Source organism: Sphaerisporangium sp. NPDC005288, assembly GCF_040607475.1.
GTDB lineage: Bacteria > Actinomycetota > Actinomycetes > Streptosporangiales > Streptosporangiaceae > Sphaerisporangium > Sphaerisporangium rhizosphaerae.
On record NZ_JBEXGT010000008.1, the window covers coordinates 72,800 to 96,232 of the forward strand.

Sequence of the window (23,433 nt, forward strand, 5' to 3'; positions counted from 1 at the left end):
ACCCCTGGTCCCCTCTGGGTAGCTCAGGCGTCCTCTCGCCGGGAGGGAGCCGGTTGCGGGGCCGGAGGGTGGCGGAGGCCGGTGAAGGCGATCTTGCAGACGGCGTCGGCCAGGGCGTCGGCGCCCATGCCGCCGCGCGGCCTGTACCACTCGGTGAGGGAGTTCACCAGGCCGAACAGCAGGCGGCTCACCACCGCCGGGTCCACGTCGGACCGGACGTCGCCCTCCGCGCCGGCCTGCCGCACCAGCTCGCCGACCATGTGGTCGAACTCGCGGCGGCGTGCCAGCGCCCGGCGCTCGACCTTGGTGTTGCCGCGCACCCGCAGCAGCAGCGTGACGAACGGGAGGCGCTCGACCAGCACGTGCACGCTGCGGCGCACGAGGTGCTCCAGCCGGTCGATCGCGCGGCCCTCCAGGGTGGCGGTCTCCCGCGCGGCCTCCGACAGCCCGTCGAGGGCGCGGTCGACGGCCAGGCGGAGCAGCTCGTCCTTGCCCGACACGTGGTGGTAGATCGCCGACTTGGTGATGCCGAGCCTGCGGGACAGGTCCTCCATGCTGGTGGCCTCGTAGCCGCGCTCGTTGAACACCTTGACCGCGACGGCCAGCAGCGACTCCAGGTCGTATCCGGGACGTCCCCGGCGGGGCGGGGTGACCGGGGCGGTGGTCACCGACGGTCCCGGTGGGACGGCGCGACGCGGATGGTGGTCATCGAGGGTCCCGGTGGGGTGGCGCGACGCGGGTGGTGGTCATCGACGGTCCCGGTGTGATCGCGTGGCGCGGGTGGTGGTCATCGACGGCCCCCGTAGGACGGCGCGACGTGGGCGGTGGTCATCGGGGGAAGTATCGCAGAAGGCCCGCCTCGGCCCCCATGCCGCGAGGGGTGTCGCGAGGCTCGGGGAGTGGGTAGGAGGCAGAGGGCGGCCGTGCCTCGCGGCTCCCCGCGCCCGGCCGGCGCGGGGTTACCATCCTGGCGAACGGCCCGCATGGTGTTCCTCGATGGGGAGGTCGGCTATGGCCCCGCTCAGCAGCTATGTCACCGGTTCCTGGCACGTCCCGCGCGACGAGGGGGCCCCGCTGCACGACGCGGTCACCGGGGAGGAGGTCGCCACCATCTCCTCGGCGGGCGTCGACTTCCGCGCCGCGCTGGAGTACGGGCGCCGCACGGGCGGACCCGCCCTGCGCGAGCTGACCTTCCATCAGCGCGCCGCGCTGCTCAAGGCGCTGGCCTCCCACCTGCGCGAACATCGGGAGGAGCTGTACGCGCTGTCGCTGCGCACCGGCGCGACGCTGAACGACTCTCGCTTCGACGTGGACGGCGGCATCGGCGCGCTGTTCTCCTACTCCAGCAAGGGCCGCCGCGAGCTGCCCAACGCCACCGTCCACCTGGACGGCGGCGTGGAGCCGCTGAGCAAGGGCGGCTCGTTCGTGGGACAGCACGTCTACACGCCCCTGCGCGGGGTGGCCGTGCAGATCAACGCCTTCAACTTCCCCGTCTGGGGCCCGCTGGAGAAGCTCGCGCCCGCCTTCGTGGCCGGCATGCCGTCGCTGGTCAAGCCGGCCGGGCAGACCGCCTACGTCACCGCGCGGCTGGTGGAGCTGATCATCGCCTCCGGCATCCTGCCCGAAGGCGCGCTGCAACTGGTGTGCGGCAGCGCGGGCGACCTGTTCGAGCACCTCACCGAGCAGGACGTGGTCGCCTTCACCGGCTCGGCCTCAACCGCCCAGAAACTGCGCACCCACCCGGTGGTCGCCGCCCGTTCTGTGCGCTTCAACGCCGAGGCCGACTCGCTGAACTGCTCGATCCTCGGTCCGGACGCCGCGCCCGGAGGCGCCGAGTTCGACCTGTTCGTCGAGCAGCTCGTGACCGAGATGACCGTCAAGGCCGGGCAGAAGTGCACGGCCATCCGGCGCGCGTTCGTCCCGGCCGGGCTGATGGACGCGGTGGCCGAGGCCGCCGCCGCCCGGCTGGCGAAGGTCACGGTGGGTCACCCGGCCGACCCGTCGGTGCGCATGGGCGCCCTCGCGGGCCTCGGCCAGCGCGACGAGGTGCGCCGCGCGCTCAAGGCCCTGATCCCCGCCGGCTCGGTGGTGTACGGCGATCCCGAGCGGGTGGAGGTCGTCGGCGCGGACGCCGAGCGCGGGGCGTTCGTCTCGCCGCTGCTCCTGCGCGTGGACGACGCCGACCGCCCCGAGCCCCACGAGGTGGAGGCGTTCGGACCGGTCAGCACGCTCATGCCCTACACCTCGGCCGCGCGGGCCGTCGAGCTGGCCGCGCGGGGCCAGGGCAGCCTGGTCGGCTCGGTGGTGACCGGCGACCGCGACTTCGCCCGCGAGGTGGTGCTCGGCACGGCTCCCTGGCACGGACGCCTGCTCGTGCTGGACGCCGAGGCGGCCAAGGAGTCCACCGGGCACGGGTCGCCGCTGCCGGTGCTGGTCCACGGCGGCCCCGGGCGGGCCGGCGGCGGCGAGGAGATGGGCGGCGTCCGCGGGGTGCTGCACCACATGAACCGCACCGCCGTCCAGGCGAGCCCGTCCATGCTCGGCGCGATCACCGGCCGCTGGGTGCCCGGCGGCGAGCGCGCGGTGACCGGCGTCCACCCGTTCCGCAAGCACCTGGAGGAGCTCAGGCCCGGGGACACGGTCGTCGCGGGGCCGCGCCGCGTGGACCTGGCCGACATCGACCACTTCGCCGCGTTCACCGGCGACACCTTCTACGCTCACATGGACGAGGAGGCCGCCAGGGCCAACCCGTTCTTCGACGGCAGGGTCGCCCACGGGTACCTGATCGTCTCGCTGGCCGCGGGGCTGTTCGTCGACCCCGACCCCGGGCCGGTGCTGGCCAACTACGGGCTGGAGAACCTGCGTTTCCTCACCCCGGTGTACCCCGGCGACGAGCTGACGGTGACGCTGACCGCCAAGCAGATCGACCCGCGCGAGGGCGCCGGGTACGGCGAGGTGCGCTGGGACGCCGATGTGACCAAGCAGGACGGCTCGTCGGTGGCCAAGTACGACGTGCTCACGCTGGTCGCCCGGCGCGAGGGCTGACCGGCGGCCGGCGCGGCCGTGCCCGTCCGGAGGCGCGGCCTTGCGCGGGACGGGCCGCTGAGCGAGACTGATAACTGACCGAATGTTCGGTAAAGGGGTGACGGCGGATGGCTGACCTCCAACGGCATTTCGACCGGACGATCGAGCAGGACCGGCGCGTCGAGCCGCGCGACTGGATGCCCGACGGCTACCGCGCGACGATGGTCCGGCAGATCGCCCAGCACGCCCACTCGGAGATCATCGGCATGCAGCCCGAGGGCGAGTGGATCACCCGCGCGCCGACGCTGCGGCGCAAGGCCATCCTGCTCGCCAAGGTGCAGGACGAGGCCGGGCACGGGCTCTACCTGTACTCCGCCGCCGAGACGCTCGGCGCCGACCGCTCCGAGCTGACCGCGATGCTCATCGAGGGGCGGCAGAAGTACTCCTCGATCTTCAACTACCCGACGCTGGGCTACGCCGACGTCGGGGTGATCGGCTGGCTGGTCGACGGCGCGGCCATCTGCAACCAGGTGCCGCTGTGCCGCAGCTCGTACGGCCCCTACGCGCGGGCGATGATCCGCATCTGCAAGGAGGAGTCGTTCCACCAGAGGCAGGGGTACGAGCTGCTGCTCACCATGATGAAGGGCACCCCCGCCCAGCGCGACATGGTGCAGGACGCGGTGAACCGCTGGTGGTGGCCGTCCCTGATGATGTTCGGCCCGCCCGACGACGCCTCGCCCAACACCGCGCGGTCCATGGCCTGGAAGATCAAGCGGCACACCAACGACGAGCTGCGCCAGAGGTTCGTCGACATGACCGTGCCCCAGGCCGAGGTGCTCGGCGTCACCCTGCCCGACCCCGAGCTGCGGTGGAACCCCGAGCGCGGCCACCACGACTTCGGTCCGGTCGACTGGTCGGAGCTCAAGCGGGTGATCAGCGGCGACGGGCCCTGCAACGCGCGGCGCGTCGCCGTACGCCGCTCCGCGCACGAGGACGGCGCCTGGGTCCGCCAGGCCGCCGTCGCCCACGCCCGCAAGACCGCACGCCGCACCGCCCCGGACGCCGGGACGACGAGCGCGGACGCCGGGGCGACGGCCGTGGACGTCGGGACGACCAGCGCGGACGCCGGAGCGACGAGCGCGGACGCCGGGACGGCCGCGGGGGCGGAGGCGAGGGCATGAGCGACTGGCCGCTGTACGAGGTGTTCGTGCGCAGCAAGCGAGGGCTCAACCACGTCCACGTCGGCTCGCTGCACGCCGCCGACGACGAGACGGCGCTGCGCCACGCCCGCGACCTCTACACCCGCCGCAACGAGGGCGTGAGCATCTGGGTCGTCCGGTCCGACCACATCGCCGCCACCAGCCCCGACGAGAAGGACCCGTTCTTCGCGCCGAGCGGCGACAAGGTCTACCGGCATCCGACCTTCTACACCCTGCCCGACGACGTCCCGCACATGTGAGGCCACGATGTCCTCCGAAGCCTCCGCCACGCCGGACCCTCGTGGATCCGCCACGCCGGACCCTCGTGAACCCTCCGCGCCCGACGTCCGCGTCCCGTCCGCGTCCGATGTGCGCGTCCCGTCGTCGGCGGACGTCCGCGCTCCGTCGTCGGCCGGTGTTCACGAGCCGTTTCCGGGCGATCCTCGGGAGCCGTCTCTGGCCGACGCCTATGAGGCGATCAACGACGCGGACGACCCCCGCTGGGCGTACGGGACCGGGTTCACGGACCCGCTGGCCGGTGTGGACACCCGGCTGCCCGGCGGTGTGGACGCCGGCGACCTGTCGGCCTACTGCCTGATGCTCGGCGACGACGCGCTGGTCATGTCGCACCGGCTCCAGGAGTGGTGCACGCACGCCCCCGAGCTGGAGGAGGAGGTGGCGCTGGCCAACATCGCGCTGGACCTCCTCGGGCAGGCCCGCCTGCTGCTGTCCCGCGCGGGCGCCGCCGACGGCTCCGGACGCGACGAGGACGCGATGGCCTTCCTGCGCGGCCCGGAGGAGTTCCGCAACGTCCGGCTCGCCGAGGCGGAGAACGGCGACTTCGGGCAGGAGATGGCCCGGCTGCTGGTCTTCGCGACCTGGCGGCTGGCGTTGCTCGACCGGCTCGCGAGCTCTCGCGACCCGGTGCTGGCCGCGGTCGCCGCCAAGGGCGTGAAGGAGGTCGCCTACCACCGCGACTACGCCGCCGGCTGGGTGGTCAGGCTCGGCGACGGCACGCCGTACTCCCGCGAGCGCGTCACCGAGGGGCTCGCGGCCGTGTGGCCGGACGTGGCGGAGCTGTTCGTCCCGCACGAGGTCGAGGCGCGGCTCGCGCGGGCGGGCGCCGGCGTCGACCCCGCCACCCTCCGCGAGGAGTTCGACGACGTCATCGGCCAGGTCCTCACGGCCGCCACCCTCACCCGGCCCTCCACCACGGTCGCAGGTTCCGGGCCCGGGCGGGGGCGCGACGGAGATCACACTCCGGCCCTGTCCCGCCTGCTCGACGAACTGCAGAGCGTCGCCCGCGCCCACCAGGGGGCGACATGGTGAGCCCGCGAGCCAGGTCAGGAGCGCCGGGACGGGGAGTGTCGAGCGCGTGGGAGGTCGCGCGGGCCGTTCTGGACCCGGAGCTGCCCATGCTCACTCTGGACGACCTCGGCATCCTGCGCGGCGTGGAGGAGACCGGTGACGGAAGCGTCGTCGTCACCGTCACCCCGACCTACAGCGGCTGCCCGGCGATGGCCGCCATCAGGGCCGACCTGTCCGCCGCTCTGCGCGCCGCCGGATACGCCGATGTCGAGGTGCGTACCGTCCTCGCCCCGGCCTGGACCACCGATTGGATCACCGAGGAGGGCAGGCGCAGGCTCGCCGACGCGGGCGTCGCGCCGCCCGGTCAGGCCCCTGCGCGCCGGAGGGGACCGGTGCCGCTGACCCTCGGCCCGGTCCGGCGGCGCGTCGGCTGCCCGCGCTGCGGGTCCGGCGACACCGAGGAGGTGTCCCGGTTCGGGTCCACCGCCTGCAAGGATCTGTGGCGGTGCCGCGCGTGCCGTGAGCCCTTCGAGCACGTCAAGGAGCTGTGACATGCCCGGCACCGGAGCGGCCGGAGACCGCGGGCGGCGGCGCAGGGGGCGGTTCGCCGCTTTGCGGGTGGCACGGGTGGATCGCTTGTGCGAGGACGCCGCCGCGATCACCTTCGACGTGCCCGGCGAGCTGGCGGAGGAGTTCGCCTTCCTCCCCGGCCAGTCGCTCACGCTGCGCGCGTTCGTGGACGGCCGCGAGGAGCGCCGTTCGTACTCCATCTGCGCGCCGGCGGGCGGCCCGCTGCGCATAGGGGTCAGGGAGATCCCCGACGGGCTGTTCTCCACCCGGCTGGTGCGCCGCCTGAGGCCGGGGGAACAGGTGGAGGCGCTGCCGCCCACCGGGGGCTTCACCGCCGACCTGTCCCGACCGGCGGACCACGTGTTCGTCGCCGCCGGTTCCGGGATCACCCCCGTGCTGTCGATCGCGTCGTCCGTGCTGACGGTGCCCGGGTCGTCGGTGACGCTGTTCTACGGGAACCGCACGACGCGAACGGTGATGTTCGGGGAGGAACTGGCCGATCTGAAGGACTCCGCGCCCGCCCGCGTCCAGGTCGTGCACGTCCTGTCCAGGGAGCCCAGAGAGCCCGAGCTGTTCACCGGCCGCCTGGACCGTCCGAAGCTCCGCCTGCTGCTCCCCGCCCTGACCGACGTTCCGGCCGTCGCCCACTGGTGGCTCTGCGGCCCGTACGGGCTGGTCAAGGACGCCAAGGCGGTGCTCGCCGAGCTGGGCGTCGCTCCGGAGCGCGTCCACCACGAGCTGTTCTACGTGGACGAGCCGCCGCCACCGCCGGCCCGCCGGGTCGCGGGGGTCTCCGAGGAGGCGGTCGCCAAGGTGACGGTCGTCCTGGACGGCCGGGCCACGTCCATGCCGCTGCCGCCGGGCCTCACCGTGCTGGAGGGGGCGCAGCGCGTCCGGCCCGACCTGCCGTTCGCCTGCAAGGGAGGCGTGTGCGGCACCTGCCGCGCCAAGGTGACCGACGGGACGGTGGAGATGCGCCGCAACTTCGCCCTCGAACCCGCCGAGGTGGCGGCAGGCTACGTGCTGACCTGCCAGTCCATCCCCCTGTCGCCCGACGTCACCGTCGACTTCGACGCCTGAGTCCGCGCGGCGCCGGGGATTTCCACGGATCGCGGGGTGGCTGAGGCGGCCGTTCGGGGGGTGGGGTGGTGCGGTCTGTCAGGCCGGGCGGGGGAGGCGGAGGCGCCAGCGGCCGGCGTGGGAGGTGAGGCGGACGCTGGTGAGCGGCTCGGCGTCGATGCGCCAGAACGTCTCCGGGGGCGCGCCGAGCACGTGCACGAGGGCGGCCCTGATCACGTCCGGATGGGTGACCGCGATGATCCTCCCGCCGCCGCCATCACCGCCACCGCCACCGCCACCGCCCTCGCCGTGCGCCGTGCGCAGCCAGGCGGCGACCCGCTCGATCAGGGCGAGCACCGATTCCCCGTCGTGCGGGGCGGCGGCGGGGTCGGTCAGCCAGGCCACCAGTTCCTCGGGCTCCCGGGCCTGGATCTCGGCCAGCGTCCGCCCCGCCCACCGGCCGGCGTTTCGGTCGCGCAGCCCGTGGTCGACCACGGCGGTCAGGCCGAGCCCGGCCGCCGTCTGGAGGCACCGCACCGCCGGGCCGCACAGCACGACGTCCCGCCGGCGTGCCGCAGGGCCGCGCAGAGGAGCGGTCGTGCCCGGGACGGCCTCAGTGGTCGTGCCCGAACTGCTCTCGGTGGTCGCGCCCGAAAGCCTCTCGGCGGTCGCCCCTGGGGCCGTATCAGAGGTGACCTTCGTGGCTGTGCCCGGGGCGGCTCCGGCGGTCGTGTCCGGGACGGTCCCGGGGGTCGTACCCGGGGCGATCCCGGCGGCGTCGCTCGGGACGGGGAGGGTGCCGGTCTGGGTGAGGAGGGGGACGGCGCGGGTCACTTCCTGTCGTCCGCGGGCGTTGAGTTCCTCGTCGTCGAGGGGGAACGCGGCTCGCTGGAGCGAGTCCGTGAAACCATGACAAATCAGGATAAGTCGGGCTGACACTGCATCCTCTCTGTGGCATAAGAGGGGCGATTGTCACTCTTCGCCCCATTGACGGGACCATGGTTCACGCGTAGCGTCCAACCGACATTGTTGACGGTGTGGGGAAGCCAGCGAGACTCTGGCACGGCCGCGCCACTGTGACCGGTCCCTCCGGGCCGGGAGTCAGACCCTCCGTCGTCACCGCCACCCCGCATGGGACGCGTGATCCCGAGGAGGCACGACAAATGGCTCAGGCCGTTCCGCATTCCCCGTCCGCTCCGCTGAGCATCCCCGTTCGCATTCCCGTCCGGGAGTTGCTGCCGTGGGCCGTCTTCGCCGGAGTGCTCGCCCTCGCCCTGCTGTACTTCGTCGGCGCGGAGCAGGGGGCCACCTCCCTGATCTCCGGCAACACCGTCCACGAGTTCGTGCACGACGGTCGTCACCTGCTCGGCTTCCCCTGCCACTGACACGGGAACCGGCAACGGCATGGTGAAGAACCTGCTGGTCCGCGGCATGCTCGCGGGCCTCGTCGCCGCCGCCCTCGCCCTGGTGTTCGCCTGGATCTTCGGCGAGCCCCAGGTGGGGGCCGCGGTCGCCCTGGAGGGGCACGCCCACGCGGGTCAGGCCGGCCACGCGCTCGCGCCGGCCGCCGGAGCCCTCCCCGCGCCGGACCTCGCTCCGCACGCGCACGCCGATGCGGCCGGGGACACCGACCACGGAGAACCGTTCAGCCGGGCCGTCCAGTCGACCGTGGGCCTGGCCACGGCGGTCGGCGTCTACGGCCTGGCCGTGGGAGGCGTCTTCGCGCTCGTGTTCGCCTTCGCCTACGGACGGCTCGGGGCGTTCACGCCCAGGGTCACGGCCGGTCTGCTGGCCGCGGCCGGATTCGTCGCGGTCGAGCTGGTCCCGTTCCTGAAGTACCCGGCGAACCCGCCGGCCGTCGGCGATCCCGCCACCATCGGGCGGCGTACCGCGCTGTACTTCGTGTTCGTCCTGATCGCCGTGCTCCTCGCGGTCGCGGCGGTGTCGCTGGGCCGGAGGCTGGCCCCTCGCTTCGGGAACGGCGACGCGACGGTGCTGGCCGTGGTCGCCTTCCTGGCCGCGGTCACCGCCGCCGGACTGCTGATGCCCGGGGTCGAGGAGGTGCCCGCTGACTTCCCCGCCGTGTTGCTGTGGAGGTTCCGGCTGGCGTCCGTCGGCATCCAGGCCGTCCTGTGGAGCGGCCTCGGGCTCGCGTTCGGCCTGCTCGCCGACCGGATGCTCGCTCCGCGTCGCGCGCCCGCGCTGTAGCCGACGAGAACGACAAGCGCCGACCCGAGCCGGCGGCCCGCTGGGGCGCGCCGCCGAAAGGACACCGACACATGCCGGACCGGCCCATGACGGCCGAGGGACTCCTCCACTACCCGTTCACCGCGGTCGTGGGGCACGAGGACCTCAAGCTGGCCCTGATCCTCAACGCGGTGTCCCCGCGCACGGGCGGCGTGCTCGTCCGCGGGGAGAAGGGGACGGCCAAGTCCACGATCGTGCGGGCCCTGGCGGCGCTGCTGCCCCCGGTCGCGGTCGTCGCGGGATGCCGCTTCTCCTGCGACCCGGCCGCGCCTGACCCCGGCTGCCCCGACGGGCCGCACGACAGCGACCGGCCGCACGACACAGAAGGAGTGCATGACACCGAAGGGCAGCGCGACGACGGGCGGCACGACGACGAAGGGCCGCGCGACAACGGGCGGCGCGACGACAACGGGCGGCGCGACGACGAAGGGACGCCGGACGCCGAAGGGCCGGGCGCGCTCGTGCGGGCCGCCCGGCTCGCGGAGCTGCCGGTCGGGGCCTCCGAGGACCGGCTCGTCGGATCGCTGGACCTCGAACGCGCGCTGACCGAAGGGGTGAAGGCCTTCGACCCGGGCCTGCTCGCGACGGCGCACCGGGGCGTCCTGTACGTCGACGAGGTCAACCTGCTGCACGACCACCTCGTGGACCTGCTGCTGGACGCCGCGGCGCTCGGCACCTGCTACGTCGAGCGCGACACCGTGTCGGTCCGGCACGCGGCCCGGTTCATCCTCGTCGGCACCATGAACCCGGAGGAGGGGGAACTGCGTCCCCAGCTTCTCGACCGGTTCGGACTGACCGTCGAGGTCGTGGCCTCCCGGGACCCGGCCGAGCGGGCCGAGGTGGTGCGCCGGCGGCTGGCGTACGAGGAGGACCCCGAGGGCTTCGCCGCACGATGGCGGGAGGCGGAGCGGGCGCTCGCCGCTCGGGTCGCCGAGGCCCGCGACCGCCTGGGGCGGGTCACGCTCACCGATGCCGCCCTGCGGAGGATCGCCACCGTCTGCGCCGGCCTGGAAGTGGACGGGATGCGCGCCGACCTGATCACCGCCCACGCCGCCGTGGCGCACGCGGCCTGGCGGGGGGACACCCGGGTCACCGAGCAGGACATCCGGCAGGCCGCGCGGCTCGCCCTGCCGCACCGCCGCCGGCGCGACCCGTTCGACGCTCCCGGCCTGGACGAGGCCGAACTCGACGACCTGCTCCGCCGCGCGGCGGCCGCCGACGCGGACCCCGACCCGAATCCGGACCCGGACCCGGACCGCGATCCCGACCCGGGCTCCGCGTTCGATCCCGACTCCGACCCGGACCTCGACCCCGATCCCGGCGCCGGCCCGGATGGCGGCTCCGGTCCGGATCCCGCCGCCCGTCCGGACGGCGACTACGGCCCGGATCCCGGCGCCGGACCGGCTCACCGTGCCGATCCCCGCCAGGACGGCTACGGCGCCGACCACGCGTCCCGTCCCGACCATGGATCGGGGTTCGACCGGGAGACCGCCTTCGACCTCGATGACTCGGGGCGGCAGGACGTCAGTACCGGAATGGCCGGTACGGGGTCCGCCTCCGAGCACCCGGACGGGCAGGAGGCGTCCGGGCGGTCCGGACGCGGCGCGACCGGAGAGCAGCGGACGACGCCGGCGGGTGAGCCGTACCGGGTACGGGCGCTGACCGTGCCGGGCCTCGGCACGGGCGCTCCCGGACGCCGGTCCCGCGCCCGCACATCGCACGGACGCGTCACCGGGTCGCGCGCGCCGTCCGGCCGGCTCGGCACGCCGCACCTGACGGCGACCCTCCGCGCCGCGGCGCCCTACCAGCGGGAACGCGGCAGGACCGGGCCGGGGCTGGTCGTGCGGCCCGCCGACCTGCGCGAGGTGGTGCGCGAGGGCCGCGAGGGCAATCTCGTGCTGTTCGTCGTGGACGCGAGCGGCTCGATGGCCGCCCGCCGCCGTATGGGCGCGGTCAAGGGAGCCGTGCTCAGCCTGCTGCTGGACGCCTACCAGCGCCGCGACAAGGTCGGCCTGGTCACCTTCCGCGGCGCCGGAGCCGAGCTTGTGCTGCCCCCGACCTCGTCGGTGGAGGCCGGGGCGGCCCGCCTGCGCGATCTGCCGACCGGGGGACGGACCCCGCTCGGCGCAGGGCTGCGCCGGGCCGCCGGAGTGGTGCGCGCCGAACGGCTGCGCGACCCCTCGCGCCGGCCGCTGCTGGTGATCGTCACCGACGGCCGGGCCACCAGCGGCACGGACGCCGACGTGCGGCGGTCCGCGGCGCTGCTCAAGGGCGTCGCCGCCGTGGTGGTGGACTGCGAGACCGGCCCGGTGCGGCTCGGGCTCGCCGTGCGCCTCGCGGGGCTGCTCGACGGCGAGGCCGTACGGCTGGAGGACCTCGCGGCCGGAGGGCTGCGCGATCTGGTCCGTGAACGACGCAGGGCCGCCTGACATGCGGCGCAGGGCAAGCGGCGGGCGGGCGGAGAACACCCGCTCCGTGGCCGCGACGACCGTGGCCGCGACGACTGGAAAGGTGGCATGAGGTGCCTCAGGGGAAGCCGGAGCGCGTGCCGGACGACGGCCTGACCACGCGGCAGCGCCGCGCCCGGCCGCTCGTGCTCCTCCACACCGGCCCCGGCAAGGGGAAGTCCACGGCCGCCTTCGGGCTGGCACTGCGGGCATGGAACCAGGGCTGGCCGATCGGCGTGTTCCAGTTCGTCAAGTCCGCCAAGTGGCGCGTCGGGGAGGAGCGCGCCCTGACGGTGCTCGGCGCCTCCGGCGAGGGCGGCACGGTGGCGTGGCACAAGATGGGCGACGGCTGGTCCTGGGTCAGGAAGCCCGGAGCCGAGGAGGACCACGCCGCCGACGCCCGCGAGGGTTGGGAGCAGATCAAACGGGATCTCGCCGCCGAGACCTACCGGCTGTACGTGCTGGACGAGTTCACCTACCCGCTCACGTGGGGCTGGATCGACGCCGAGGACGTCGCCGCCGCGCTCGCCGCGCGGCCGGGCACGCAGCACGTCGTGATCACCGGCAGGAACGCCCACCCGCGCCTGGTGGAGATCGCCGACCTGGTCACCGAGATGGGCAAGATCCGGCACCCGATGGACGCGGGACAGAAGGGCCAGAAGGGCATCGAATGGTGACCGCGCTCCCGCGTCTGGTGATCGGGGCTCCGTCCTCGGGCGCGGGCAAGACCACGGTGGCGACCGGGCTGATGGCGGCGTTCACCGCCAAGGGCCTGGTGGTCTCCCCGCACAAGGTCGGACCTGACTACATCGACCCCGCCTACCACGCCCTCGCGGCGGGGCGGCCCGGGCGGAACCTGGACCCGTGGCTGGTGGGGGAGGACCTGATCGCCCCTCTGCTGCTCCACGGGGCCGCCGGGGCGGACATCGCCGTCATCGAAGGCGTGATGGGCCTGTTCGACGGCTCCGCCACCCCCGGCGCCGGCCCGGCCACCGCCACGGATACGGGTGTGGGCACGGCCACAGGCCTGGGAACGGGTGTGCGCACGGCCACAGGTGTGGGAGCTGGCGCAGGCGCGGGCATGGGAACGGGCGCGGGCATGGGCATGGGCGCGGGCACGGATCTCATGACCGGCGTGGGCGGTGGGACGGGCCCTATGGCCGTGGCCGGCGCGGATACGGATCTGGCGTCGACGGCGCATGTCGCCCGGCTGCTGGACGCGCCGGTCGTGCTGGTGGTGGACGTGTCCGGGCAGGGCAGGTCCGTCGCGGCGCTGGTCCACGGCTTCATGTCCTTCGACACGCGGGTGCGGGTCGGCGGGGTGGTACTCAACCGGGTCGGCTCCCCGCGCCACGAGCGGATCTGCCGGGACGCGCTCGCCGAGACCGGCGTGGAGGTGTTCGGGGCCATCCCGCGCACCGGCGTGGCGGCGACGCCCGCGCGGCACCTCGGCCTGATCCCCCCGGCCGAACGGGCCGGCGCCGCCACCGAGGCCGTGGCCGCGATGGGCGAACTGGTCGCCGCCACCTGCGACCTCGCCGCGCTGGTCCGCCTCGCCCACACCGCGCCCCGGCTCACCGCCTCCCCATGGAACCCCCACGAAGCGCTCGCCGCGAACCTCCACGAAGCGCTCGCCGCACGACCCCATCCCTCGCACGTGGACGCGTCCCAGGACGTGATCCGCGACGTGGTGGCATCGGCGCGGGGCGGGGTGCGCGACGTGGACGGGGTGCCGGGCGTGGCGGGCGGCCTGGACGGGGTGCCGGTGCCGGGCGTCATGCGCGGCCAGGACCGGGCGCCGGCCCCGGAGGTGGTGGTCGCGGTGGCCGGGGGGAAGGCGTTCACGTTCGGGTACGCCGAGCAGGCGGAGCTGGTCCAGGCGGCGGGCGGCATCGTCGTCCCCTTCGACCCGTTGCGTGACGAGCGCCTGCCGGCGGGCACGCGGGCGGTGCTGCTGCCCGGCGGCTTCCCCGAGGTGTACGCGGCGGAGCTGTCGGCCAACGAGCCGCTCCGGCGCGCGATCTCCGCGTTCGCCGGGCCCATCGTCGCCGAGTGCGCGGGCCTGCTCTACCTGTGCCGCGAACTGGACGGGCGTCCCATGTGCGGGCTGGTGGACGCGACCGCCGCGATGACCGACCGGCTGACGCTCGGCTACCGCGCCGCCGTGGCCGTACGGGACTCGGTGGTGACCCGCGAGGGCGAACGCTACCGGGGGCACGAGTTCCACCGCACACGGATCACCCCCGCCGCCGGCCCGGTGACCTCGGCGGACTCCTCCCCGAAGGGGGTGACGCCCGCCCCTTCCTCCGGGAGGGCACCCGTCCCTCTCTCCGGGATGGCTTCTTCGTCTCTTTCCGGCATGGCCTCCGCGTCCCTCTCCGGGGTGGTGGCGTCTGCCTCTCTCTCCGGGATGGCGTCCGCGCCTCTCCCCGGCGCGGCGCGCGAGCCCTTGTTCCGCTGGCGGGGTGGCGCCGACGGGTACGGCGGTCCCCGGCTGGCGGCCTCCTACCTGCACCTGCACTGGGCCGGCAGTCCGTACCTGGCCGCGAGGCTGGTGGCCGGTGCCCTCCGCTAGCGTGCCGCCGGTCGTCGTGGTGGGCGTCGGCGCCGACGGCTGGGACGGGCTGTCACCCGCCGCACGGGCCGAGGTGGCCGCCGCCGAAGTGCTCATCGGCAGCGTCCGGCAGCTCGCGCTCATCCCGGACACCGGCGCCGAGCGCGTCGCCTGGCCCTCCCCGATGCTGCCCGCCGTTCCTGGGGTCCTGTCCCGGCACGCCGGCCGGAAGGTGTGCGTGCTGGCCAGCGGCGATCCGATGTTCCACGGTGTCGGCACGACGCTCGTCCGGCTGCTCGGCGCCGGCCGGGTGCGCGTGCTGCCGCATTCCTCGTCGGTCTCGCTGGCCTGCGCCCGGATGGGCTGGCCGGTCGAGGACACCGGCGTCGTCAGCCTCGTCGGCCGGCCGGTGGAGTCGCTGAACCGCTCCTTGTGGCCGGGCGGGCGCGTGCTGGTGCTCAGCGCGGACGGGGCGACCCCGCGCCTGGTCGCGCGCCTGCTCCGCGACCGCGGATACGGCGCGACCGTGATGACCGTCCTCGAACGGCTCGGCGGTCCCGCGGAGCGCACCCTCACCGGCACGGCGACCGAGGCAGCCGGCGCGGGCGGGTGGTGCACCGTCGTGGACGCGCTGAACATCGTCGCTCTAGAAGTACGAGCCGATCCGGACGCGGCCCCGCCGGTGCCCCTCTCCCCGGTCGCCGGCCTGCCCGACGAGGCGTACGAGCACGACGGGCAGCTCACCAAGCGGGAGGTCCGCGCGGTGACGCTGGCGCTGCTCGCCCCGCTGCCGGGACGGGTGCTCTGGGACGTGGGCGCGGGCGCCGGCAGCGTGGCGATCGAGTGGAGCCGCGCCGCCCCAGGCTGCGAGGCCGTCGCGGTGGAGGCCCGGGCCGACCGTGCCGAGCGCATCGCGCGCAACGCCGCGTCGCTGGGCGTGCCCGGCCTGCGGATCGTCACCGGCACGGCGCCGGCTGCCCTGGCAGGGCTCGACCCGCCGGACGCGGTGTTCGTCGGCGGCGGCGCGACCGTCCCGGGCATGGTCGAGACGTGCTGGGCCGCGCTGCGTCCCGGCGGGCGGATCGTGGTCACCGCGGTGACCGTCGAGTCGGAGGCGGTGGTGGCGTCCTGGCACGCGAAGACGGGCGGCGAGCTGACGCGCATCGCCGTCCAGCGCGCCGGGGGGCTCGGCGGATTCACCGCCTGGCGGCCCGCCCTCCCGGTCACCGTGTGGACGGCCGTCCGCCCATGACCGCGCTAAGGGGCGCGGCCGCGGGTGGGGAGCCACGGGCGACGGCCGGCGGCCGGGCGAGGAAGAGCGCGAAGACCACACAGATGTCCGGCTTCGGCCGGGAAGGAAAGGAAACGACGGCGTGACGGTGCATTTCATCGGAGCCGGGCCCGGTGCGGCCGACCTCATCACCGTGCGCGGGCGCGACCTGATCGCCGCCTCACCGGTGTGCCTGTACGCCGGTTCCCTGGTGCCCAAGGAGCTCCTCGCGTACGCGCCCACCGGGGCCCGGCTGGTCGACACGGCCCGGCTCACGCTGGACGACATCGTGGCCGAGATGCTGAGCGCCCACGCGGCGGGACTGGACGTCGCGAGGTTGCAGTCGGGCGATCCGTCGATCTACAGCGCGATGGCCGAGCAGATGCGCCGCCTGGACGCCGCGGGGGTGCCGTACGACGTGACCCCCGGCGTCCCCGCGTTCGCCGCCGCCGCCGCTTCGCTCAGGCGCGAGCTGACGGTGCCCGGCGTCGGGCAGACGGTCGTGCTGACCCGTACGTCCGCCCGCGCGACCCCGATGCCCGAAGGGGAGGATCTGGCCACCCTGGGGCGCAGCCGCGCCACGATGGTGCTGCACCTCGCCGTCCAGCGGATCGCCGCCGTGGTGGAGGAGCTGATCCCCGCCTACGGCGCCGCCTGCCCGGTGGCCGTGGTCGCCCGGGCGAGCCGCGACGACGAACTCGTCCTGCGCGGCACCCTCGCCGACATCGCCGCGAAGGTGACCGAAGCGGGGGTCGTCCGCACCGCCGTGATCGTCGTGGGCGGCGTCCTGACCGCCTCCGAGTTCCCCGACAGCCACCTGTACTCCGCCGGCCGCGACCGCGGCCCGCAGCACGGCGACGCCGACCGGCACGCTGACGACGGCCCGTCCGACGGCCGAAGCGAGAGCAGGGATGAAAAAGGAAATAGCGCCCCATACGCGCACGTAAACGAAAAGGGCAGCTCGGACGGGGATGGGAACGGCGGCCCGGGCGCGGACGGTGGGGGTCGGTCGTGATCGAGTATGTGCGGGACGGGGCCGAGATCTACCGGCGGTCGTTCGCGACGATCCGGGCGGAGGCCCGCCTGGCCGGACTGCCCGGGGACGTCGCCCGCGTGGCCGTCCGCATGATCCACGCCTGCGGCATGGTCGATCTGGTCGACGATCTGGCCTGGTCCCCGGGTGTCGTGGCCCGCGCCAGGGCGGCCCTGCTCGCCGGGGCGCCGGTGCTGTGCGACGCCGCCATGGTGGCCTCCGGGGTGACCCGCCGGCGCCTGCCCGCCGGCAACGAGGTGATCTGCACGCTTGGCGACGCCCGGGTGCCTGAACTGGCCGTTCGGCTCGGCACCACGCGCAGTGCCGCGGCGCTGGAGCTGTGGCGCGACCGGCTCGACGGCGCCGTGGTAGCCGTCGGCAACGCTCCGACGGCGCTGTTCCGGCTGCTCGAACTGGTGCGGGAGGGGGCGGGCCGGCCCGCCGCCGTGCTCGGCGTCCCCGTCGGGTTCATCGGCGCGGCCGAGTCCAAGCAGGCCCTGACGGAGTACGGCGGCGACCTCGCGTACCTGGTCGTGCACGGCCGCAGGGGTGGAAGCGCGATGGCGGCGGCCGCCGTCAACGCGATCGCGAGCGAGGAAGAGTGAGCTGCGCATGAACGACTCCGGCCCATCGCGGGACGCCGCACCGGCGGCACCCGGGCGCCTGTGGGGCGTGGGGCTCGGCCCTGGCGACCCCGAGCTGGTGACGGTGAAGGCCGCCCGGCTGGTGCGCGAGGCCGACGTGGTCGCCTACCACAGCGCGCGCCACGGCCGCAGCATCGCCCGCGGCGTCGCCGAGCCGTACCTGCGCGGCGACCAGGTCGAGGAACCGCTGATCTACCCGGTCACCACCGAGACCACCGACCACCCCGGCGGCTACCGGGGCGCCATCGACGACTTCTACGCCGTCTGCGCCGAACGGCTGGCCGCGCACCTCGACGCGGGACGCGACGTCGTCGTCCTGTGCGAGGGCGACCCGCTCTTCTACGGCTCCTACATGCACCTGCACAAGCGGCTGGCCCACCGTTACCCCACCGAGGTGGTCCCCGGCGTGACGTCGATGAGCGGGGCGGCGGCGGCGCTCGGCCGTCCGCTGGTCGAGGGGGAGGAGGCCCTGACCGTCCTGCCGGGCACCCTGCCGCCGGACGTCCTCGCCGAGCGGCTCGCCGCCACCGAGTCGGCCGCGATCCTCAAGCTCGGGCGCACCTTCCCCGCCGTGCGTGAGGCGCTCGACCGGGCCGGGCGGCTGGGCGAGGCCTGGTACGTCGAGCGGGCCAGCACCGACCGGCAGCGGATCGCTCCGCTCGCCGAGGTGGATCCGGCCGAGGTGCCCTACTTCTCCATCGCCGTCATCCCCAGCCGCGCCGGCGCCTCCCTCACCCGGACCACCGAACCGGGCGACACCGTGAGCCCGGGCACCGGCGCCCATGCTGGCGCCGTCGGAGCGTCCGCGCCGGAGGCGCCCCATGGGGAGGCGGTTCGCGGAGAGGTGGTCGTGGTCGGGCTGGGGCCGGCGGGACGGTCGTGGCTGACGCCGGAGGCGCAGGACGCGCTGGCCACCGCGGACGACCTGGTCGGCTACGGCCCCTACCTGGACCGCGTCCCGCCGAACCCGCGGCAGCGCCGTCACCCCACCGACAACCGGGTCGAGGCCGAACGCGCCGCGCACGCCCTGGAGATGGCGCGGTCCGGCGCCCGGGTCGCGGTGGTGTCCTCCGGCGACCCCGGCGTGTTCGCCATGGCGAGCGCGGTGCTGGAGGTGGCGTGCGAACCCCGGTTCGCGGGGGTGCGGGTGCGCGTGGTCCCCGGGCTGACGGCCGCGCAGGCGGTCGCCGCCAGGGCCGGCGCGCCGCTTGGGCACGACTACTGCGTGCTCTCGCTTTCCGACCGGCTCAAGCCGTGGGAGGTGATCGCCGGGCGCGTCACCGCCGCGGCGCGCGCCGATCTGGTGCTGGCGATCTACAACCCGGCCTCGCGCAGCCGCACCTGGCAGGTGGGCGCGGCCCGCGACCTGCTGCTGGAGCACCGCGCGCCCGACACCCCCGTGGTGGTCGGGCGGGACGTCGGCGGGCCTGGCGAGAGCCTGCGCGTCACCACGCTGGCCAAACTGGACCCGGCCGACGTCGACATGCGCTGCCTGCTGGTGGTCGGCTCCTCCACCACCCGGATCGCCGAGCGGGACGGCCGCCCGGTGGTGTTCACCCCACGCCGCTACCCTGCCTGAGCCGGGGCCGGGGCCGGAGCGGAGAGCGGGGCGGGTGCCGTGCGGTGCGGGTCACTTCTGGGTGTCACCCGGCCTGCGCTCTTGGGGCCGGGAGCCGGGAGCGCGGAGGAGGGCGAGTGCCGCTGAGGGGTGGTCAGTGTTCGGTTCCACCAGGGCTAGGACCGGGGAGGCGGGTGCCGTGCGGTGCGGGTCACATCTCGGTGTCACTCGGCTTGAGCTCCTGAGCCAGCGGCGGGGAGGAGGGCGAGCACCGCTGCGGGGTGGTCAGTGTTCGGTTTCACCCGGACCGGGATCGGGGAGGTCGTCGAGCCAGGTCATGGCCTCTTCCACGGTCCCTGCGACCTGCGTGTCAGTGGCCGGGAGGGGCAGGGGAGGGCGCCGCACCACGACGACGGGCAGTCGCATTTCGCGCGCGGCCGCGAGCTTGGCCATGGTCATGGTCCCCCCGCTGTCCTTGGTGACCAGGACCTCGACGCGGTGGGCGCGCATCAGGGAGAGCTCGCCCTCCAGGCTGTAGGGGCCGCGGTCGAGCAGGAGGTGGTGGCGGCGGGGGAGCGGCGGCTCGGGCGGGTCCACGGTGCGGATGAGGAACCACAGCTCGTCCAGGCCCGCGAAGGCCGGCAGCCCCTGCCGGCCCGAGGTGAGGAAGACGCGCCCGCCGAGGGCCGGCAGCGTCCCGGCCGCCTCCGGAAGCGACGCCACCCAGTGCCAGTCGTCCCCCGGGCCCTCGATCCATCCCGGACGCCGGAGCACCAGCAGCGGCACGCCCGCCGCCGCGCACGCCTGAACGGCCGAGGCGGTGATCCGGGCGGCGAACGGATGCGTGGCGTCCACCACGGCGCCGATCCGCCGCTCGCGCAGCCAGGCGGCCATGCGCTCGGGTCCGCCGAACCCGCCGACCCGCACCTCGCCCTCGGGCAGCTTGGGATCGCTCACGCGTCCGGCCAGGGACGACACCACCCGCGTCCCCGGCCTGCCGGCCAGTTCGGCCGCCAGCCCCCGCGCCTCCCCGGTCCCGCCCAGGACCAGTACCGTCCGTCCCACGTGCCCGCGTCCACCGTCCACCGGCCGTCCTCTCCCCTCACCCGAAGACCATTGTCGGTCCCGCGACGCGACGCCCCCGTCAGGCGTCTCGAACGGCGTCCTTGGGCGGGTTCGTCCTGTCACGCGGAGACCATTTCGGCTCCGCGACGCGACGTCCGCGTCAGGCGTCTCGGACGGCGTTCGTGGGTGAGTTCCTCTCGTCACGCGAAGACCATTGTCGGTCCCGCGACGCGCGCCCCCGTCAGGCGTCTCGGACGGCGTCCTTGGGTGGGTTCCTCTCGTCAAGCGGAGACCGTCGTCGGTCCGGCGACAGGACGTTGACGTCACGCTTCTTCGGGGGCGTCCTGTTGCCAGATCCAGTTCCGCCGGTGATAGACCGGCCGCAGCCCGGCGCGCAGCATGTTGTTCAGTGAGGGGTTGCTCTCGCCCTCTCCAGGACGTCCGGCTTCGGCGATCAGCCATCGGCAGCCGGCGGTCGCGGCCTGCTCGGCGCGGGCCGCCATCAGGGCCGACTGCGCTCCCCGGCCGCGGTACTCCGGCAGCGTCGCCCCGGCGTTGAGCGCGCCGACGTCGCCGTGCAGGTAGAGGTTCGCGCCCGCGACGACGCGGTCGCCGTCCCACACCGCGAACGGCCGGAAGCGCGGGTGCCCGACGGTGGCCGTCATCATCCGCACCAGCCCTTGGTCGAGCATGCCGAACACCGACAGCACGACCGTGGCCCATTCTTCCGCGTCCTGCGGGCCGACCGGCCCGACCCGCAGTTCTGTGCTTCCCGGGACGAAGGCGTCGACCGGTCCGCACACCTTGACGATCTCGCCTCCCGGGCGCAGGCCGTGCCGGGCGCGGATGTCCTCCCAGTCCGGCGGCAGCACGGACGGAGCGATCTGCAGCACCGCACGGCCGGCGCCCTCGCCGCGGTAGAAGTCCAGCACGCGGCCGATGAGCTCGTCGGTGACCGGCTCCTCGAAGCCGAATCCGAGCGCCTTGCTCCAGTAACCGGACCGATCGCCGCGCATCGACAGCACGACGCCGCCCCCGATGCGGGCCGTCGCGACGTGCAGCGTCGCGCTCGCGTCCGCCGGCGTGCCCACCTCGTACTGGTACATGAACTCCGCCTCGGCGGCTTCCAGCACGGCGGCCGACGGTGTGTTCGACATGGTCTTTCCTTGCTGCTGACATAGGTGCCGACATGGGTGCTGACATTGCAGAAGGACACGAGATCGTGCCCCGATGACGCTGATAATCACCAAACGCAGTGATCATGCGCTTTTGTTCAGATCTGTGGAGAAGTACCGCTTGGATGCCGCGGCGGCCCGGCAGATGCATTCGCTCAATCCAGGCCGGTACGGAAACGAGGGCCCGCTTCGGCCGCGCGCACCCCGGCGGGCACTGTGCGGGATGGCGGGCACTGTGCGGGACGGCCGGGCATCGTGCGGGACGGCCGGGCATCTGACACGCACCGTGCCAGGGGACGCGAGCGGTGCGGGACCGGGGGCGCAGGAGGCGGAACGCAGAATATGGGGGCTTCGCCCCCATGTCGGGTGCCGGGCGGGGAAGCGATACTCGGGCGCTGTGACCCCTATGAGCCCGTCCGTCGCCGCGCCGCCCCGGACCCGCACCGTGGTTCACGGGCAGACGCCTCCCGCTCCCCCGGCTCCGGAGGCCGTCGCTCGCGTACCGGGCGGCTCCACCGGGCCGGCCGCCAGCCTGTCCGACGCCGTACAGCCGCTCGTCCGCCGCGCGGCGGACCGGCTGGTGGCCGGCGGATCGCGCATCGAGGGCATCGAGGGCATCAAGGGCGGAAGCGCTGATGGCGCCGATGGCGCCGGACTCGTCCTCGCCTCGATCCGCGAACGGTTCGCGGCCGACCTGACGGCCGCGCTGACGCGCATCGCGGCCCGCGTCCTGGTGTACGAGCTGAACGCGCGGCGGGCCGGGGGTCGGCTGCCGGGCGGCACGCCGGCCGAGCGGTTCGCCGGCTTCGTGCGCCAGGTGGGCACCGAGGACGGGCTGGCGGCACTGCTGAAGGACTACCCCGTGCTGGCCCGCCTGCTGGACCAGGCCGCCGACCAGGCGGTGGAGACCGGGCTGGAACTGCTGACCCGCTTCACAGGGGACGGCGCGCACCTGCGGGAACTCCTGGGAGGCGATCCGGGCGGCCTGGTGGAGTTCTCCGCGGCGGGTGACGGCCATGCCGGCGGTCGCGCGGTCGCCCTGGTGACGCTGGCCGGCGGAGCGAAGGTCGTCTACCGTCCGCGGCCGGTCGAGGCGCACGTCTGTTTCGGCGAGGTGGCCGGCTGGCTCAACGAACGCGTGCCCGGCCTCGGCCTGCGCACGCCGCGGGTGGCGCGCCGGGACGGCTACGGCTGGATTGAGTTCGTGCCCGCCGAGCCGTGCGCCGACGCCGCCGAGGTCGAGCGGTTCTACGTGCGGGCCGGCGCGCTGCTGGCCCTGCTGTACGCGCTGAACGCCGTGGACGTCCACTACGAGAACCTCATCGCCTGCGGAGGGCAGCCGGTGCTGGTCGACGTCGAGACGCTGTTCCATCCGGCGCTGCCGGTGGAGGCGTCCGCCGACCCGGCGCTGCACGCGCTGCGGGACTCGGTGCAGCGCACCGCCCTGCTGCCGAAGCTGATGGTCGGCGAGCTCGGCGCCCTGGACATCTCCGGGCTGGGCGGCGACAAGGACGAGGTGTACCCCTTCCTGGCCGCCCAGTGGGAGGAGGCCGGGACCGACACCATGCGGCTGGTGCGCGGCGTCGCCCGATTCGCCGGGGCGGCCAACCGTCCCCGTCTGGACGGGGTGGACGCCGACCCGGCCGACCACGTGCCGAGCCTGCTCGCCGGATTCCGCCGGGCCTACGACGCCATCGCGGCCGGGCGCGACGAACTGCTCCGCGGGCCGCTGTCGCGGTTCGGCCGGGCCCAGGTGCGCGTGCTGCTGCGGCCGACGCGCTTCTACGGCGAACTGATGATCGAGTCGACCCACCCGGACGTGGTCAGGACGGCCGCCGACAGGGACGAGGTGTTCGGCCTGCTGGAGGCCGTGTCCGCCGGCGACCCGGCGCGGACGGCGGCGGTGCCGTCCGAGCGGGCCGACCTGTGGGCGGGGGACATCCCCTACTTCAGCGCGGTCCCGGGTTCGCCGGAGATCCGCGACAGCCGGGGGACACCGCTGCCGTGGCGGCCGGCGGAGTGCGGGCTGGACACCGTGGCCGCCAAGCTGTCCCGGCTCGGCACGGCCGACCGGGAGAACCAGGAATGGCTCATCCAGGCCTCGATGGCGGCCCGGTCGGCCGCCGGACCACGCGAGCCGGCGGACGGGACGACGGGCGGACCGCCGGAGCCGGGGGACGAGGCGTCCACCACACGGCGAGCACCGGGGGACGGCACGACTCACGGGCGACGAGCGTCCGAGGGCGGCATGGCTCACGGGCGTCGAGCGTCCGAGGAGGG

Annotated in this window: 19 protein-coding genes, 1 pseudogene and 1 riboswitch; of the genes and pseudogenes, 16 read left to right on the forward strand and 4 right to left on the reverse strand. The window is 74.5% G+C overall.

Features of this window, described 5'->3' with window-relative positions; all coding sequences use genetic code 11:
* Positions 1-23 precede the first annotated feature (23 nt).
* Positions 24-668 (reverse strand): TetR/AcrR family transcriptional regulator, encoded by a 645-nt coding sequence (locus tag ABZU32_RS10400; RefSeq protein ID WP_354919889.1) that lies wholly within the window; start codon positions 666-668, stop codon positions 24-26.
* Between the two features lie 343 nt (positions 669-1,011).
* On the opposite strand from ABZU32_RS10400, the gene paaZ reads away from it, so the two are divergent.
* From paaZ to paaE, 6 genes are all read left to right on the forward strand, one after another.
* The gene (gene paaZ, locus ABZU32_RS10405; RefSeq protein WP_354919892.1) at positions 1,012-3,045 is read left to right on the forward strand and encodes a phenylacetic acid degradation bifunctional protein PaaZ; all 2,034 of its coding nucleotides are present in this window, start codon (positions 1,012-1,014) and stop codon (positions 3,043-3,045) included.
* Between the two features lie 107 nt (positions 3,046-3,152).
* Entirely contained in the window at positions 3,153-4,205 is a 1,053-nt protein-coding gene (paaA, locus tag ABZU32_RS10410; protein WP_354919895.1) for a 1,2-phenylacetyl-CoA epoxidase subunit PaaA, read from the forward strand.
* On the forward strand, positions 4,202-4,483 hold the full coding sequence (gene paaB, locus ABZU32_RS10415; RefSeq protein WP_354841075.1) for a 1,2-phenylacetyl-CoA epoxidase subunit PaaB: 282 nt from the start codon (positions 4,202-4,204) through the stop codon (positions 4,481-4,483). Before paaA ends, paaB begins: the two co-directional genes overlap by 4 nt.
* A gap of 196 nt (positions 4,484-4,679) precedes the next feature.
* A complete protein-coding gene (gene paaC / locus ABZU32_RS10420) occupies positions 4,680-5,552 on the forward strand; it encodes a 1,2-phenylacetyl-CoA epoxidase subunit PaaC (protein WP_354920213.1) in 873 nt (290 codons plus the stop codon).
* The gene (gene paaD / locus ABZU32_RS10425) at positions 5,546-6,082 is read left to right on the forward strand and encodes a 1,2-phenylacetyl-CoA epoxidase subunit PaaD (RefSeq protein ID WP_354919898.1); all 537 of its coding nucleotides are present in this window, start codon (positions 5,546-5,548) and stop codon (positions 6,080-6,082) included. The genes paaC and paaD overlap by 7 nt, the downstream gene beginning before the upstream one ends.
* Before the next feature lies 1 nt (position 6,083).
* Entirely contained in the window at positions 6,084-7,181 is a 1,098-nt protein-coding gene (gene paaE, locus ABZU32_RS10430) for a 1,2-phenylacetyl-CoA epoxidase subunit PaaE (RefSeq protein WP_354919901.1), read from the forward strand.
* 78 nt (positions 7,182-7,259) lie between these two features.
* On the opposite strand, the gene ABZU32_RS10435 is transcribed toward paaE, so the two are convergent.
* Positions 7,260-8,099 (reverse strand): histidine phosphatase family protein, encoded by an 840-nt coding sequence (locus ABZU32_RS10435; protein WP_354919904.1) that lies wholly within the window; start codon positions 8,097-8,099, stop codon positions 7,260-7,262.
* Positions 8,100-8,142: 43 nt separating this feature from the next.
* A riboswitch (cobalamin riboswitch) is annotated at positions 8,143-8,290 on the forward strand.
* A gap of 33 nt (positions 8,291-8,323) precedes the next feature.
* Here ABZU32_RS10435 and ABZU32_RS10440 point away from each other — a divergent pair.
* The 9 genes and pseudogenes from ABZU32_RS10440 to ABZU32_RS10480 all read left to right on the forward strand — a co-directional run bounded on the left by ABZU32_RS10440 (position 8,324) and on the right by ABZU32_RS10480 (position 18,934).
* On the forward strand, positions 8,324-8,545 hold the full coding sequence (locus ABZU32_RS10440) for a CbtB domain-containing protein (protein ID WP_354919907.1): 222 nt from the start codon (positions 8,324-8,326) through the stop codon (positions 8,543-8,545).
* A gap of 19 nt (positions 8,546-8,564) precedes the next feature.
* Positions 8,565-9,368 carry a CbtA family protein gene (locus tag ABZU32_RS10445; RefSeq protein ID WP_354919910.1) on the forward strand — a complete coding sequence of 268 codons (804 nt, stop codon included), beginning with the start codon at positions 8,565-8,567 and terminating at the stop codon, positions 9,366-9,368.
* 71 nt (positions 9,369-9,439) lie between these two features.
* Complete coding sequence (locus ABZU32_RS10450; protein ID WP_354919913.1) at positions 9,440-11,836, forward strand: VWA domain-containing protein; 2,397 nt, start codon at positions 9,440-9,442, stop codon at positions 11,834-11,836.
* A 92-nt stretch (positions 11,837-11,928) separates the two neighbouring features.
* A complete protein-coding gene (gene cobO / locus ABZU32_RS10455) occupies positions 11,929-12,531 on the forward strand; it encodes a cob(I)yrinic acid a,c-diamide adenosyltransferase (RefSeq protein WP_354919916.1) in 603 nt (200 codons plus the stop codon).
* On the forward strand, positions 12,525-14,429 hold the full coding sequence (locus ABZU32_RS10460; protein WP_354919919.1) for a cobyrinate a,c-diamide synthase: 1,905 nt from the start codon (positions 12,525-12,527) through the stop codon (positions 14,427-14,429). Before cobO ends, ABZU32_RS10460 begins: the two co-directional genes overlap by 7 nt.
* Positions 14,416-15,660, forward strand: a complete 1,245-nt coding sequence (gene cbiE / locus ABZU32_RS10465) for a precorrin-6y C5,15-methyltransferase (decarboxylating) subunit CbiE (RefSeq protein WP_354919922.1) — start codon at positions 14,416-14,418, stop codon at positions 15,658-15,660. The genes ABZU32_RS10460 and cbiE overlap by 14 nt, the downstream gene beginning before the upstream one ends.
* Positions 15,661-15,781: 121 nt before the next feature.
* A pseudogene (cobM, locus tag ABZU32_RS10470) lies at positions 15,782-16,519 on the forward strand (precorrin-4 C(11)-methyltransferase); the annotation flags it as partial.
* A 170-nt stretch (positions 16,520-16,689) separates the two neighbouring features.
* Positions 16,690-17,316 carry a precorrin-8X methylmutase gene (locus ABZU32_RS10475; protein ID WP_354919925.1) on the forward strand — a complete coding sequence of 209 codons (627 nt, stop codon included), beginning with the start codon at positions 16,690-16,692 and terminating at the stop codon, positions 17,314-17,316.
* A 7-nt stretch (positions 17,317-17,323) separates the two neighbouring features.
* Positions 17,324-18,934: a precorrin-2 C(20)-methyltransferase gene (locus ABZU32_RS10480; RefSeq protein ID WP_354919928.1), complete on the forward strand. Its 1,611-nt coding sequence runs from the start codon at positions 17,324-17,326 to the stop codon at positions 18,932-18,934.
* Between the two features lie 264 nt (positions 18,935-19,198).
* Here the strand turns inward: ABZU32_RS10480 and ABZU32_RS10485 are convergent, their stop codons facing one another.
* Positions 19,199-19,999, reverse strand: coding sequence for a cobalt-precorrin-6A reductase (locus ABZU32_RS10485; protein WP_354919931.1), 801 nt, complete (start codon positions 19,997-19,999; stop codon positions 19,199-19,201).
* 302 nt (positions 20,000-20,301) lie between these two features.
* On the reverse strand, positions 20,302-21,135 hold the full coding sequence (locus tag ABZU32_RS10490) for a GNAT family N-acetyltransferase (protein ID WP_354919934.1): 834 nt from the start codon (positions 21,133-21,135) through the stop codon (positions 20,302-20,304).
* Positions 21,136-21,559: 424 nt separating this feature from the next.
* On the opposite strand from ABZU32_RS10490, the gene ABZU32_RS10495 reads away from it, so the two are divergent.
* On the forward strand, positions 21,560-23,433 hold a 1,874-nt coding region (locus tag ABZU32_RS10495; protein WP_354920216.1), incomplete at its 3' end, for a type 2 lanthipeptide synthetase LanM family protein.

Bases quoted from the DNA above. Each gene is read 5' to 3' on its own strand.
- ABZU32_RS10450 (WP_354919913.1), top strand. From the start codon at position 9,440: ATGCCGGACCGGCCCATGACGGCCGAGGGACTCCTCCACTACCCGTTC.
- ABZU32_RS10460 (WP_354919919.1), top strand. From the start codon at position 12,525: ATGGTGACCGCGCTCCCGCGTCTGGTGATCGGGGCTCCGTCCTCGGGC.
- paaA (WP_354919895.1), top strand. From the start codon at position 3,153: ATGGCTGACCTCCAACGGCATTTCGACCGGACGATCGAGCAGGACCGG.
- paaZ (WP_354919892.1), top strand. From the start codon at position 1,012: ATGGCCCCGCTCAGCAGCTATGTCACCGGTTCCTGGCACGTCCCGCGC.
- paaD (WP_354919898.1), top strand. From the start codon at position 5,546: ATGGTGAGCCCGCGAGCCAGGTCAGGAGCGCCGGGACGGGGAGTGTCG.
- paaE (WP_354919901.1), top strand. From the start codon at position 6,084: ATGCCCGGCACCGGAGCGGCCGGAGACCGCGGGCGGCGGCGCAGGGGG.
- ABZU32_RS10445 (WP_354919910.1), top strand. From the start codon at position 8,565: ATGGTGAAGAACCTGCTGGTCCGCGGCATGCTCGCGGGCCTCGTCGCC.
- ABZU32_RS10490 (WP_354919934.1), bottom strand. From the start codon at position 21,135: ATGTCGAACACACCGTCGGCCGCCGTGCTGGAAGCCGCCGAGGCGGAG.
- ABZU32_RS10480 (WP_354919928.1), top strand. From the start codon at position 17,324: ATGAACGACTCCGGCCCATCGCGGGACGCCGCACCGGCGGCACCCGGG.
- ABZU32_RS10440 (WP_354919907.1), top strand. From the start codon at position 8,324: ATGGCTCAGGCCGTTCCGCATTCCCCGTCCGCTCCGCTGAGCATCCCC.
- paaB (WP_354841075.1), top strand. From the start codon at position 4,202: ATGAGCGACTGGCCGCTGTACGAGGTGTTCGTGCGCAGCAAGCGAGGG.